The 15,128-nt window shown below is 35.8% G+C and carries 11 protein-coding genes; 5 read left to right on the top strand and 6 right to left on the bottom strand.

Annotated elements, in window-relative coordinates; all coding sequences use genetic code 11:
• Positions 1 to 97: 97 nt before the first annotated feature.
• Both AC51AA_RS02420 and AC51AA_RS02415 read right to left on the bottom strand, forming a co-directional pair.
• Complete coding sequence (locus AC51AA_RS02420) at positions 98 to 1,522, bottom strand: amino acid permease (RefSeq protein WP_500704157.1); 1,425 nt, start codon at positions 1,520 to 1,522, stop codon at positions 98 to 100.
• Between the two features lie 98 nt (positions 1,523 to 1,620).
• Positions 1,621 to 2,004, bottom strand: coding sequence for a nuclear transport factor 2 family protein (locus AC51AA_RS02415; protein ID WP_500704156.1), 384 nt, complete (start codon positions 2,002 to 2,004; stop codon positions 1,621 to 1,623).
• 296 nt (positions 2,005 to 2,300) lie between these two features.
• Here AC51AA_RS02415 and AC51AA_RS02410 point away from each other — a divergent pair, with 296 nt between their 5' ends.
• Positions 2,301 to 6,449: an HYR domain-containing protein gene (locus AC51AA_RS02410; protein WP_500704155.1), complete on the top strand. Its 4,149-nt coding sequence runs from the start codon at positions 2,301 to 2,303 to the stop codon at positions 6,447 to 6,449.
• Positions 6,450 to 6,952: 503 nt separating this feature from the next.
• Complete coding sequence (locus AC51AA_RS02405) at positions 6,953 to 7,792, top strand: MBL fold metallo-hydrolase (protein WP_500704154.1); 840 nt, start codon at positions 6,953 to 6,955, stop codon at positions 7,790 to 7,792.
• 161 nt (positions 7,793 to 7,953) lie between these two features.
• On the opposite strand, the gene AC51AA_RS02400 is transcribed toward AC51AA_RS02405, so the two are convergent.
• From AC51AA_RS02400 to AC51AA_RS02390, 3 genes are all read right to left on the bottom strand, one after another.
• Positions 7,954 to 8,913: an alpha/beta hydrolase gene (locus tag AC51AA_RS02400; RefSeq protein ID WP_500704153.1), complete on the bottom strand. Its 960-nt coding sequence runs from the start codon at positions 8,911 to 8,913 to the stop codon at positions 7,954 to 7,956.
• A gap of 94 nt (positions 8,914 to 9,007) precedes the next feature.
• Positions 9,008 to 9,568, bottom strand: coding sequence for a sugar O-acetyltransferase (locus AC51AA_RS02395; protein ID WP_500704152.1), 561 nt, complete (start codon positions 9,566 to 9,568; stop codon positions 9,008 to 9,010).
• 93 nt (positions 9,569 to 9,661) lie between these two features.
• Complete coding sequence (locus AC51AA_RS02390; RefSeq protein ID WP_500704151.1) at positions 9,662 to 10,099, bottom strand: nuclear transport factor 2 family protein; 438 nt, start codon at positions 10,097 to 10,099, stop codon at positions 9,662 to 9,664.
• A gap of 127 nt (positions 10,100 to 10,226) precedes the next feature.
• On the opposite strand from AC51AA_RS02390, the gene AC51AA_RS02385 reads away from it, so the two are divergent.
• Positions 10,227 to 10,637: a winged helix-turn-helix transcriptional regulator gene (locus AC51AA_RS02385; protein WP_500704150.1), complete on the top strand. Its 411-nt coding sequence runs from the start codon at positions 10,227 to 10,229 to the stop codon at positions 10,635 to 10,637.
• Here the strand turns inward: AC51AA_RS02385 and AC51AA_RS02380 are convergent, their stop codons facing one another.
• Positions 10,638 to 11,465: a helix-turn-helix domain-containing protein gene (locus AC51AA_RS02380; RefSeq protein WP_500704149.1), complete on the bottom strand. Its 828-nt coding sequence runs from the start codon at positions 11,463 to 11,465 to the stop codon at positions 10,638 to 10,640.
• Between the two features lie 277 nt (positions 11,466 to 11,742).
• Between AC51AA_RS02380 and fdhD the strand changes: the two genes are divergently transcribed.
• Both fdhD and AC51AA_RS02370 read left to right on the top strand, forming a co-directional pair.
• Entirely contained in the window at positions 11,743 to 12,624 is an 882-nt protein-coding gene (gene fdhD / locus AC51AA_RS02375) for a formate dehydrogenase accessory sulfurtransferase FdhD (RefSeq protein ID WP_500704148.1), read from the top strand.
• Between the two features lie 96 nt (positions 12,625 to 12,720).
• Positions 12,721 to 15,090 (top strand): FdhF/YdeP family oxidoreductase, encoded by a 2,370-nt coding sequence (locus AC51AA_RS02370; RefSeq protein WP_500704147.1) that lies wholly within the window; start codon positions 12,721 to 12,723, stop codon positions 15,088 to 15,090.
• Positions 15,091 to 15,128 lie beyond the last annotated feature (38 nt).

Below are 15,128 nucleotides of genomic sequence, written 5' to 3'. Positions count from 1 at the left end.
GACCCTAAAAACGAAAACATAGTATCAAAAAAGGTATTGAAAATCAACTACAAATTGACAATCAATACCTACTAATGAATGATGTAGTAAAAACTACTTATTGTTTTGTTTTAAAGACTTTATAACATACAAAAAGAATACCCAACCAGATAGGAATTAATTCTACGGATAACTTCATGTTAGTGATCCACATGATTGATAAAATACCCAATAAAAAGAACAAACAGATGTAATTACTTACCGGATAAAATAATGAAGGAAACTTAGTTTTTGTGTTTTCCTTGTCTTTCGATCGTCTAAATTTTAGATGTGTATAAGAAATCATAACCCAGTTAATAATTAAAGAAGACACCACTAAAGACATTAAAATACTAAAAGCCTCTTTTGGAATTACTTTATTTACCAAAATACAGATGGCTGCAAAGCAAGAAGAAATTAAAATGGCATTAATTGGTACCGATTGTTTGTTTAGCTTCTTTAAAAACTTAGGAGCATTACCTTGATCTGCTAAACCATATAACATACGGGAGTTACTATATACACTACTATTATAAACGGATAAAGCTGCGGTTAATACAATTAAATTAAGCACATTGGCAATAAGGCGTGTAAAAAATATTTTGTTCCCAAACAACTCAAATTCCATTCCATTTAAATTTTGAAAAACCATTACAAATGGACTACTATCTGTAGTAATTTGTTGCCAGGGCGACAAAGCAAATAAAATCACCAATGCACCGACATAAAATATTAGGATTCTATAGATCACCTGATTGGTTGCTTTTGGAATATTTTTTTCTGGATTTTCTGCCTCAGCAGCGGTAATTCCAATTAGTTCTAAACCGCCAAACGAAAACATAATTAGCGCCATTGCGGCTAATAAACCTTGAAAACTACCAGCTGTCGTTTTTTCAAAGAAACCTTTTGGAAAGAAGCCTCCATCGTTATATAAATTATGAATTGTAGCTTGCTCTCCTCCCGTACCACTTATTAGTAAGTAAGTACCAAAGAGGATCATGGCAATAATTGCGACAACTTTTATTATTGAAAACCAAAATTCAGTTTCTCCATAAACTTTTACGGAGGCAAAATTCAAAGCATTAATCACCAGGAAGAAAAATAAACTGGATGCCCACAATGGAATTTCAGGCCACCAAAACTGCACATAAACACCAATGGCTGTAAGCTCAGCCATACTAACTAAAATATATAAAATCCAATAATTCCAACCTGATGCAAAACCTGCAAAAGAACCACAATACTTATAGGCAAAGTGACTAAAGCTTCCTGACACAGGTTCTTCAACAACCATTTCACCAAGTTGTCTCATAATAAAAAAAGCGATAATTCCTGCAACAGTATATCCTAAAATAACAGATGGTCCTGCTAATACAGCCGCTGGACCAATGCCGAGGAAAAGACCTGTTCCTATTGATCCGCCTAAGGCTATTAACTGAATGTGGCGGTTAGTCAACCCACGTTTAAGTTGATTCTCTTCTACGTCTTCCTGTATTTTCTTCACAAATTAGATTTTTAAATGAGTAAACGTACTCACATATGTATAAAGAGCGAAGATAAGTTAAAAAAGGAATGGTACAAAACATGGTTCTATCACAGCTATCACACAATTGGTGATGGAGACAATTCAGTTTCACTATGCAATACGCAAGCCCAATTGTTATTTTCTTTTATCCAAGTCGAAGTACAGGCACATTTCATCGCTTTTTGTTTGTCATCAGCTACCCCTAATTCTATTGCGTATGCTACCACCGCAGTATTTTCGGCAATTAATTGCGAAGTGATCTCAGAAAAATTCAATATTTTTATTTTGCCGCCCTCCCCTGATTCAAACATTTTTTTAAAATTAGCCTCATCCACAGTACGTACCCCATTTTTTCCGGCCACTATACAAGGAAAATGAGTGAGTTTCTTTACCGTTTCATAATCGTGGTTTTCCATTCCCTGCCAATATTTTTTTTCCAGTTCAATAATTTGCGTTTCCATAATCATCCTTTATTAATTAAACAGTTTTACAAAGTTCAAATTAATATTAAAATGCAGAAACACTTTTAACATAGATTTAATGTGAAGCATTCTAAACCTTTTTTCTAATTTTTGCACTATTTTTCTTTAGTAATAACTGGCTGTTCTAGCATTCTCACCAAATGGAGATCTTGCTCGTTTTGGATATTTATCAGAAATAAAAGCAATTAATCAAAGCAACAAACATATAAATTTTATAATAATGACTTAACTTTAAAGCAGTTATATTTGATTTATGAAACCAAACTCTTAACCATATGAAACACTTTTACCAAACTCGCCATCTAATGGCTTTTTTACTGCTTTTTTGTTGCTTCTCCACCTCCTTCTTTGCCCAAGGAACAGCGCCAGTACCGCAAAATTTACCCTATGTACAAGATTTTTCTTCATTAGCACACAGTTCAACTACCTATCCCACAGGATTTCAAGGATGGACTGCTAGTACTGCACCGGGAAGTTCATACAGTACAAATGCGATTTTACTGGGAGATAAACTCTTAAACGCAAGTAGCTCAGCTTCTACTACAAGTGGGAATATCCACAATTATAATGGCAAAATTGGATTTTTAAACTCCGGATCCTTAGACCTAACGATTGCTTTAGCGATTAATACTCTGGGAAAGTCCGGTATTGCAGTACAATATGATGCAATGGTCATTCGCAATCCTTATGATGGCCTAAACAATACTCGTATCAATGAAATGGTTTTACAATATCGAATAGGCGATGCAGCTGTTTTTAATACACTGCCCGCAACCTCCTATTTAAGTACTACTGTTAAACAAATAACTTCAGGCGTAACTGCAGCTTTAAACCCAATAACCATCAATATCATTTTGCCAGCAGACTGCGATAATAAAGAACTTGTTCAGTTGAGATGGATTTCTAAACAAAATTCAGGAGCTGGATCTCGTCCTTCTTTTGCCATTGACAATATTAGCATTCAAAATGATCTTACCCCTCCCACTTACACTGAAGGGTATCCAAAAATAGAAAACATTTTATCTAATGGTTTTGATTTTTCAATTCAACTAAACGAAATCGGGAAAACTTATTTTGTCTTGGTAGCCTCTGGTAATTCAAAACCTAGTGCTGCCCAAATCAAATCTGGTCTCGATGCCAATGGAAATGCCGCTTTTCAATCGGGTCTTTTTGAGGTAACTGACCCCAGCTTGATTTATAGTAAAAACATATCCGGTTTAACAATTGATACTCCTTACATCCTTTATTCTATCTCAGAGGATTTTTTCGGTAATCTTCAAACCGACGGCAATCAATTGAATGTAAGAACGTCTAATACTGTTGTTCCTTCTCTATTAATATCAAAAAACGCATTGGATTTTGGCTTTATAGAACAAAACTTTGAATCCAAAACCACTAGCTATCAAATTCAAGGACTTCACCTCAATGATGGCGTTACAGTAACTGCCACAAATAATTTTACCCTTTCAAAAAATCCAAACGATAGTTTTCAATCTTCTATAATTTTTGACAAGCAAGATTTTGATGCTGACAATACTCCTACGGTTTATGTCCGATTTACACCAAATACTACGGGTAATTTTTCAGGACAAATAACCAATCAAACCCTTGGTGCGAGTACTAAAACGATTGGATTATCCGGTGTTGGAATCAATCCTTATTTTCAAAATTTTAATGATGTAAATGTACTGACCAACAGTGGCTGGACGTCTTACAGTGTTGTAGGCGATAAAATTAAATGGGCCAGTACCAGTAGTCGTTTTAATAGTTCACCTGCAGCTGTATTAATAAACGGTTACTCCGAAAATGGCCCTAGTAAGGATTGGTTGATTTCGCCTAAATTACGTTTGGATAGTTTTGATAAATTTCCATTATTGTCATTTTATGCCCGTAAATTCTACTCTGGTCCAAACTTAAAATTAATGGTTTCTGTTAATTATGATGGAACAAGTAGCCCTGAAACGGCCACCTGGACAGAACTTGAAGGTGATTTCCCTTCCACCACTGGGGTATTTAAATCCTCTAACTTTATCAACTTACAGGCTTATAAAACCAATAATACTTATGTGGCCTGGGTATATGAAACTACCGCCTCCGGTGGAGAAAATGCTGCCGAATGGACAATAGATGATGTAACTATAACCAATGAAGCAACATTTTTAGCCTCAAATCCTAATTTAAATTTTAGCGAAACAAACCCAAATTCAACCTCAGATAGTCAATCTTTTATTTTCATGGCTGGAGGTTTTAGTGACTTTACCATCACAGCACCATCCAACTATCAATTAGCTATTGACAATATCAATTTTCAATCAAGTCTTATTATTTCAGCAAACGATGCCTTAGCAGGGAAAACGGTCTACACCCGTTTTGCCCCTACTGTAAAAGCCTTAAATTTAGAAGGCTCGCTAACGGTTACCTCTACTGGACTCAACCAGCAAATAGGTTTTTTGACCGGTTCGTCTTTTCCTAAATCTGAAACCTTTGACATTGTAAGTTACAACTTAGAATTTTTTGGAAGTAATGTAGTGGGAACAAGCGGAGAATTTGGTCCAATTGATGATGCTTTGCAAGTGGAGAATGTAGCCAAAGTAATGAATAAATTAAATGCCGATGTTTATGTCGTTCAGGAAGTATCCGATGAGTCTGCTTTGGATAGTTTAATACAAAAAATAAGCGTCAACGGTAAAACATTTGACAAAAGTATTTCGCCAGCTTGGTCTTATTCCTTTACGCCACCAGATCCTCTTTTCCCTGCTCAAAAATTGGTTGTTATTTACAATACTCAAACAACCAAAGTAAACAAAACCCATGTTATGTTTAACAATTTATATGATAATATTCGTGCAGGAAACGCCAGTTTACCAAATTATCCCGGGGGTAACAGCTCTAGTTTTTTTGCTTCAGGACGTTTGCCTTATTTAGTGAATATTGAAACCAATATTAATGGGGTTAAAAAGGAAATGAACATTATTGATCTTCATGGCCGTGCCAATAGTGGAAGTGATATTTCAAAATACAATATGCGTAAATACGATGCTGAACTTTTAAAGGACAGTTTAGATGTAGAATATCCCAATGCCAACTTTATGATTTTAGGCGATTATAATGATGATGTGGATGTATCTGTTATTACACCTAACCCTTCCTCCTATCAAAAAATGGTCGAAGACACAGATCGTTACAATGCTCTAACTTTAGAAATCAGCAGATCAGGAGCTTATAGCTACTTGGCATCTGGAGGCTTTTTAGATCACATTATTATTTCTAATGAATTGACAAACGATTACATCCCCAATTCTGTTGCTGTTTACGATCCCCGTTTGGATATTTCCAATTATATCAATACCACATCTGATCACGGACCTGTTATTGCCCGTTTTGATCTTAAAAAAGCAGCGCAAAACATCAACTTCCCTTCCATTACTATTACTGATGATGCTACAACTTATGATCTAAATGCAGGGGCCACATCTGGGCTAGGGATAACTTATGCGAGTTCTGATGAAGCTATTGCAAAAATTATTAATGGAAAAATGCAAATACTTAGCGCTGGGATTGTGACCATTACGGCTTCTCAATTAGGAAATGACTATTATTTAGCCGCCGCTGATGTTAGTCAATCTCTCACCATAACAGATACAAAAGCACCTGTTATTATAGCACCGCCAACACTATCACAAAGTAATGATACAGGAATTTGTGGCGCCAAAGTTGTCTATATAAGCCCAATAGGAACTGACAATTTCCCCGGGGCAACCACAGTTCAAACCACAGGATTGGCCTCAGGCGATGTATTCCCAATTGGAATAACAACCAATACATTTCAAGTAACCGATGCCTCTGGAAATACAGCAAACTGTTCATTTAATGTAATTGTAACGGACAATGAATTACCAACGCTGAGTTGCCCTGAAAACATTACCCAGAAAAAAGAGGGTAAATTACATGGTGCAATAGTAACCTATTCCACTCCAGTCGGAACTGATAATTGTTCTGAATTCACGGTTATACAAACATCCGGGTTGCCATCGGGAAGTATTTTCCCATTAGGCTCTACAACCAATACTTTTAAAGTACTTGATGCCGCAGGTAATACAAGCAGTTGTTCTTTTACCGTAACTATTGTACAAGCTTTATCACCAAAAGATGAACAAACAAACCCGGGACTTTCAGTCAAAGCATTCCCTAACCCTGCAACTGACTTTGTCTATTTTACCATCAAAACAGATAGCCCAAAAAACATGTCCCTAAAATTATACGATATCTTTGGCTTTTTAGCTACGGTACCAGTTGAAATAACGGGTAACACAACTGAAAGCACTGTGCAAATAAATGTAAGCCACCTTAGAAGAGGCGTTTATATTTATGCTTTAAGTGCCAACAACAAAGTACTCTTTACTGATAAAATAGTCAAGAAATAAAACAAACTTCTTTAGTGGTAAAAATGCTAGATTCCTTTAAGAGTCTAGCATTTTTTTATGCTACCCCCTACAAGTCTATTGCTTAATCTGTTGTTCTTGTACCTTAATTTCCAAGATATTGGAGTGTTCTAAATTTACGTTTTCTGTTTACAGCATTTCACCTAGGATTAATCAGCTGATTTTCTCTACACAGCTGCATCACTACAATTTCACTCTTACTGTTTTACTTTATTTTGATGACTACTTTTTATTTAACTAGTTTAATGTTTTTGTATCTCATTTTCTACCAACTTTACATTATTATTCTATACATTTAATATTCAATTATTTAAACAAACAAAATAAGACTAATTCATATATAATCTAATTTATTAAACTAGTTTAATGTTTTTCGGATAGTAGATGCAGTAGATAACGACAACTTTGCTCTATTCATTTTAAAATCCGAGAAAAATGAAACGAATTATTCAATATTATTTGTAACAACCTTAACTTTAATTAGTATGAAATCACAAGCACAAAGTTTCAAAAAAATCGAAACTAACGATTTTAAACTTCAAGTTTATAACGCAGCAGAAAATAGTTTTGGTGTAGCATCGGTAATTGTATCAGGAAAAACAGATGCGATTCTAATTGATGCCCAATTTACTTTGGAGGATGCCGAAAAAGTTGCCCAAGAAATTAAAGAAAGTGGCAAAAAATTAACCTCTATTTATGTATCTCATGCTGACCCTGATTACTATTTTGGCTTGGAAATATTCAAAAAATATTTTCCAGAAGTAGTCGCATATGCTTCACCTGCTTCAGTAGAAGCTATCAAGGCTACAGCTCAAAAAAAATTAGATGTCTGGGGAGAGCGATTAGGAAAAGCCATTACCTCTAATGTTGTTTTACCACAGGTTTTAAAAGGAAATAGTATTGAATTGGAAGGCAAAAAATTAGAGATCATCGGTTTGGAAGAATTCCCGAACAAGACTTTTATATGGATTCCTTCTATCAAAGCAGTTGTAGGCGGAATCAATGTTTTTGGAACAACTTTTCATTTATGGATGGCTGATGCTCAAACTACTGAAGCCCGCAAAAACTGGATTTCCGTTTTAGATAAAATCGCCGCTTTGAAACCTGAAATTGTAATTCCGGCTCATGCTAATTCCGATTCTCCATTTGATATATCCGCTGTTAATCATACCAAAAGTTACATTCAACTCTACGAAGAATCTTTAAAAACCAATAAAACATCAGAAGCTTTAATTACTGCTTTGAAAACAAAATACCCAGCACTTACTTTTGAAACTGCCTTAATGATTGGTGCAAAAGTGAATACTGGAGAAATGAAATGGTAAGATCTATTCGTTAGAGCCTGACTGTACTTTTTGCATCATCAGGCTGTTCTTTAAATCAAAAGACAAACTTTATCAAGGTTAATGTGTCGCTTACATCCCATCCACCTAAAAACGATGGATGGGTTTTATACTCCGTTTGATAAAATTTCAGGTATCTATTATTATTTCAAATATTCTTTAAAGAAAGCATCTAATTTATTAAAAGGAATAACATCTACTTTATCATACAAATCTACGTGTACAGCATTTGGGATAATTACTAACTCTTTTGGTTCATTTGCCTCTTTAAAAATATCTTCACTAAAATACCTAGAATGCGCATTTTCTCCTGCGATTAAAAGCATTGGTCTTGGTGAAATTTCTTTTACATACGATAGTATCGGCATATTCATAAAGGATATTGGATTGGTTACCAACCAAGCTCCATTTGAGTTCACAGAGTTAGCATGAAAACCACGTAGCGTTCTGTAATAATCAAAATATTCTTTTACAAATTGCGGCTCGTCACCTTTCAATATTTCAGGTAAATTTCTTGGACCAGCGGCAGGTTTTCCTTTTTCAGCATCTTTCCAGCGTTGCTGGCTCAAACTTTCCAAGGTTTTGGTACGCTGTTCAGGCGTAACAGCATCATTGTAACCTTTCGACATTACTCGGGTCATATCATACAAACTTGTCGTAGCAACGGCTTTCACTCGCTTATCAATAGCCGTTGCATTCAATGCAAAACCGCCAAATCCACAAATCCCGATGATACCCATTTTATTCCTGTCAACGTTTTTCTGCAATCCTAAAAAATCAACTGCAGCACTAAAATCCTCAGTATTGATTTCTGGAGAAGCTACATTTCTTGGTTCACCACTGCTTTCTCCTGTATAAGATGGATCAAAAGCCAAAACTAAAAATCCGCGCTCTGCCATTTGGTTCGCATATAATCCTGAAGATTGTTCTTTCACTGCTCCAAAAGGCCCGCTAATGGCTAGAGCTGGAAGTGGTCCCTTTCCAGCATTTTTTGGAAGATATAAATCACCTGAAAGTGTAATCCCATAGCGGTTTTTGAATGATACTTTTTGACGGCTTACCTTATCACTTAATTGAAAGGTATAATGTGCTGCTGTTTCCATTTTTTTTGGTTTTGATTTTTTGTCTTGTGAAAATACTTGCCCTGTTAAAAGAAGAAGTATTGCGATTACCAACGTTTTTTTCATTTTCATTAAATTAAATTGTTTTTAAAATTTTCGCAGGAATCCCTCCCACGATGCTATTGTCAGGAACATCTTTTGAAACCACCGATCCCGCTGCTACAATAGCATTTTCGCCAATCGTTACGCCTTGTAAAATGGTTGCATTGGCACCAATCCAAGCATTTTTTTTAATGAGAATTGGTTTTGGAATCAAAGCATGTCTGTCTTGGATTGAAGTGGGATGTCCTTCGGATAATAAATTAACCCTCGGCGCTATCAAGACATTGTCTTCTATAGTAATACCTCCTAAATCAAGAAAAACACAATCGAAGTTTATAAATACATTTTTACCAATCTTGGTATGTTTTCCATAATTGATATGCAATGGTGTAAATACCGTTACACTTTGGTCTATTTCAGTATTGGTAATTTGGCTTAACAAATTTCTGATTTCGGCAGGATCTGATGCGTTATTCATTTGAAGCGTTAATTTCTTTGTTACAAATGAAGCTTCAAGCATTTTGTATGCTTCATTATCAGTTGACAAAATGATTTCTCCTTTTTTTAATCGTTCGAATATTGTTGCTGTTTTCATTGTCTATTAAGATTAACAATGCAAAGTTAAAAACAAAGCCTCGCAGTGGCTTTACTGCGAGGCTCATAGAATCTTTCTGAAAAGCTCAACAAACTAGGAAATAGTTCTTGCTTCTATAATCAGAAAATGAGCCACACGGTCTTTAATCAACCATTTTCCATTTAGAAACACATAACAATCATCATATTTTACACTGTAATCCGTCAAAATAGCCTTTCCTTCAACCTCCCTGATCATCTTGATTTGAGTAAAAGAAACTCCGGTAGCCATTTCGCTATTGATTTTTACAGTATGTTGACCATTGAGTGTAAAATAGGTTTTTACAAGAGAAGCATGATAGTTGAAATCTTTTTCCATACTTTCCCTTCCGGCAACATCGGCCACCAAAACACCACCCATAAAAACTTTATACCTAACATCTGGAGTAAATAGATCCATCACTTCGGTGATTTTTTTGTCATCACTTAAATAAGCATAATCGTCAATTAAGTTTCTTAAATCTTCTTTTGTTTTTAACATTTCTAACGTCATAATTTTGTTTTTTAATTTAAACTTGAAAATTTATTTCCTGTAATTATTACAAGCCAAAATTATATTATATTTACTTACAATTTATTAGTCGTTACCTAAAGGTTAGCGAGTAACCAACAGTATAGCTATGGATGAAGTAAAAGAAAATCAAGCAGATAACAAAGCATTCACAGAAGAATGCAATAAAGTTTTAATGGCGGTTTCAGATGCATTATATGTCATTGGCGGTAAATGGAAACTGATGATTATCATTGCCATGGCAAGAGGAAACAAACGTTTTACCGAAATTCAAAGGCAGGTCACAGGAATCTCTGCACGGGTTCTTTCCAGCGAATTAAAAGAATTGGAGATGAATGGTTTTATCATCAAAAAAGTAGAAAATGGTTATCCGGTAACCATAGAATACGAACTCCTACCCTACAGTCATACTCTTGAAGAAGTCGTCGGGGCTATGACAAAATGGGGCATGCAGCATCGCGAAAAAATTAAAAACGAACAGCCTTCTGGGAGATTAAAAAAGGACAAAGAAGTTAATTAACTAAACTTCTGTTGGTGAAACACCATATTGCTTTTTAAATGCGGTTGAAAAATGAGAAGGGTTTGTAAAGCCCACTTCCATATAAACGTCTTTAACTTTTTTCTTTTCTTCTTTTAGTTTTATGTACGCCATTTCTAAGCGTTTTTTGATCAGCCATTTTTGAGGTGTGAGCTTGCTTATTTTTTTGAAATCTCTTTTAAAAGTGGCTAAACTTCGTCCTGTAAACGAAGCAATTTGTTGCATTGAAAGTTCTTCCATATAATTGCTGCTGAGAAATTCCAAAAGGTCAATTTTCCACGGTTCCGCAAAATCAAAAAGTATTGGATAGAGTTGTTCGTTGCTGTTTAATAAAGCATAAATCCCTTCCAATAGTTTCAAATGAGTAACACCTTCTGTTGGTTGTATGTTGCTGTCAAAATATGGTGTCAGGGATTGAAATAAACTTTCTATTGCAGGACTTGGCTCTAACTTAAAAACCTTTTCATCAGAGACTTTAGCAGCTGTAGGCATATCTGATTTGTTCATTTTGCTGTAAAAATCACGTAACACATTTCGTTTGAATGTTAACGAAATGCCTTTGTATAACTCTTCGCCTTTACTGTTTTTGTACATTTTCAAACGGTGGTCTCTTCGGATAAAAGCACATTCACCGGCCTGCAGTATTATTTTTTTGTTTCTATCCTCTATCAGCTGTTCGCCGGAGTACAAGTAAACCAAAACGTGCTCAGGCGTAGAATGGATACACTTCTCACTATAATCAGCAAAGCAGGAGAGAAATATTCCTGAATAGCTTATTGTTTTTAATTTATCGTCTTGTTCCTCTTCCATGATTTTGTACTACTGGCTTATTATCCTATAAAAGTAAAATTTATATTTTAGTATTGCTTTGTTATGAGGCTCATTTTATCTTACTGTAAGGATCATCTCAATTAAAATAACAGGGATATACCTCTACATAATCTACTAATACACAATTTCCTTTTGAAATAATTCTCATAAAGGATAAATTTTCCAGCTTAAATTAAACCAATTAAGTCACCAATATGGACCTCCTTTTATATTGATTTTTTTATTAAATTTACGTATCAACTTTTAATGACTTTTTATGGAAATGAAGGACTCGGAATTAGTTTCCATTAAAGATGTATCCATTAGAAAGGTAAGTGGAACCCAAAGTTTGTCCTTCTCAGATGTTCTTTCTGTAGAAGAACCCCTCGAAATAAGAATCTGCTACGGAACGGAGACTGAAAAAACACAAAAGAATATCTCTGTTACCATGCGCACCCCTGGAAATGATTTACATCTTGCAGTTGGTTTTTTATTCACAGAAGGGATTATTACTTCCTATCAAGACGTAAAAAAAGCCTATCATACAAAAACGGACTGCACCTTTCAAAAAAAGAATATTGTTCAGATAGACCTCATCGAAAATTTCATTCCACATTTGATGCAATCAGACCGAAATTTTTATACCAGCTCGAGCTGTGGCGTTTGTGGAAAAAGCTCTATTGAATCCATCAAAACCGTTAGTGCTTTTAATCTTTTAGACCATCCCACACTAACTATTTCAACAGCAATACTGTATCAACTACCCAAAAAATTAAAAACCGCTCAAAGCAGTTTTGCTATTACGGGAGGTATTCATGCAGCCGGGCTTTTTAGCACTGAAGGTGAACTTTTATTTTTGCAAGAAGATGTTGGGAGACATAATGCTCTGGACAAACTAATCGGTTCCGCTCTGGCTACTAACTTACTGCCATTGAATCATCATATTTTACTTCTTAGCGGTCGAGCCAGTTTTGAGTTAATTCAAAAAGCAGCTATGGCTGGCATCTCCATTGTAGCGGCTATTGGCGCCCCGTCAAGCCTTGCTCTAGAATTGGCCATCGAACTGAATATTACCCTTTTGGGATTTCTTAAAGAAGATCGAGTTAATATATACCACTGCACCGATGGAGTAATCATACCGACTTCAAATAAGAATTAAAAACATTTAGGGTGAATTCACACTAGAAAATGATTCAAAAAATAAAATCAAAATGATTCAAAATCTCTACTAACATGCCAATTAAAAACAACAGCCATGAAAGAAGATCAAAACCAAGAGAATACTGATGATCAATTAAAAAAAGAACCCAACGCTGAAAATCCCTATAGGCTTTTAGATCTTAGATTAACAAAAGTTGAAAAATGGGCCGCTGGTGTACCTGCTGTTTTAGCGGCTTTTAGTGATCTTATTGAAGAAAAAACGCTTGTTCGTGGAACAAAAGCGTTGTTTAAAATGAATCAGGTTGGCGGTTTTGACTGTTCCAGTTGTGCATGGCCTGACCCAGATGACGACCGATCAGCTCTGGGCGAATACTGTGAAAATGGAGCTAAGGCTCTGGCTGAAGAAGCCACTACCAAAAAAGTTACAGCGGCCTTTTTCAAAGAAAATTCCGTCTATGATCTTGCCCAATTAGACGATTATCAAATTGGTAAGATGGGCAGACTCACCCAGCCCATGTATTTACCTAAAAAGGGTACGCACTATCAACCCATAAGTTGGGACAATGCCTTTAAAAAAATAGCTGAACACCTCAACGCATTAGCCTCCCCCGACCAAGCAGCGTTTTATACCTCTGGAAGAACTAGTAATGAAGCCTCCTTTCTCTACCAACTCTTTGCAAAAGAATATGGCACCAACAATATGCCGGACTGCTCTAATATGTGCCACGAAACCTCTGGCTCAGCGCTACGCCCTACCATTGGAATTGGAAAGGGTACGGTCACATTGGACGATTTTTATGATACAGACGTTATTATAATTATTGGTCAAAATCCCGGAACCAATGCACCAAGAATGATGAGTGCCTTAGCGAAAGGCAAAAAAAATGGAGCCAAAATTATTGCGATCAATCCCTTACCTGAAGCCGGTTTAATGGGATTTCGTAATCCCCAGGAAATCAACGGGATTATTGGAAACGGTGGCAAACTGGCAGATCTTTTTCTACCTGTAAAAATAAATGGGGATATGGCGCTATTAAAAGCCCTTGAAATTATATTAATTGAATTTGAAAAGAAAAATCCAGGAGAAGTATTTGATCATGATTTCATTCAAGAAAAAACGACCGGATATGAAACCTTTCTTAAACAATTTGAAACATATAACCTGGATCAGCTTGCAGCGCTTTCGGGTGTTACTAAAGAGGCGCTTTATGAAGCAGCTGAAATAATAGCCTTCAAAAAACGAATTATTGTTTGTTGGGGAATGGGGCTTACACAGCAACCCAATGGCGTAGCCATGATTAGAGAAATTCTAAACATTTTATTACTTAAAGGAAGTATTGGTAAACAAGGTGCTGGGGTATGCCCTGTTCGAGGTCATAGTAATGTTCAAGGAAACAGAACCATGATGATTGATGAAAAACCTACTGACGAACAACTGGATCGTTTACAGGATTTCTATGGTTTTAATCCTCCTCGTAAACATGGTTATGATGTGGTTCGTGCTATTAAAGCCATGCAGGAAGAAAAAATAAAATTACTATTCTGCATGGGAGGTAACTTCCTATCGGCAACACCAGACACGACCTATACAGCCAGTGCATTACGAAAACTCAACTTAACGGTATGTGTGTCCACTAAACTCAATCGCACTCATCTTATTCATGGACAAGAAGCGATCATATTACCTACGCTTTCACGAAGCGACCTGGATATGGTTAATGGTCAAGCGCAATTTATAACGACTGAAAATTCTATGGGTGTGGTACAATCCTCCAAAGGAATCCTTAAACCTGTATCGGATAACCTCATCAATGAAACGCAGATTGTCTGTAAAATGGCCATGGAAACACTTGGGAAAAAATCGGTTATTAACTGGCAAGCCTATCATGATAGTTATGATGCCGTGAGAGATGACATTGAAAAATGCATTCCAGGCTTTGAAAATTATAATAGCAGAGTACGAGAAAAAGGAGGGTTTTATTTGCCCAATGCAGCACGTGATGGACAATTTATCACCAAAGAATTTGGAGATCGGGCACCTTTTACCTTAACCGAAATACCAAACAATCAACTGGCTTCCGACGAGTATATGATGGCCACTACTCGAACACACGATCAGTTTAATACCACTATTTATGGTCTTGATGATCGCTACCGTGGTATAAAAAATGAGCGCAGAGTAATTTTTATGAATCAAACCGATATTGAAAAAGCAGGATTCATACCTGGTGACAAGGTCGATTTATTCAACTACGATGATGATATCGAACGAATTGCTCCTTTATTTATTATTGTTTCTTATCAAATTCCTGAAAAAAATACGGTTACTTATTTTCCTGAAACGAACGTTTTGGTCTCGGTTAACAATGTGGTCGCGGACAGTAATATGCCTGCCTCAAAATATGTGAAAATTAAAATTAAAAAACACGACCCTACTATTTATCAAAGAATAGACCAACTATAACATTTAAAATCAATAACTAAACGTCCTTAAAGTGATAC

This window comes from Flavobacterium sp. OHVDL-2026-0007 (assembly GCF_059882335.1).
This window is presented reverse-complemented; position numbering and strand designations above follow the sequence as displayed.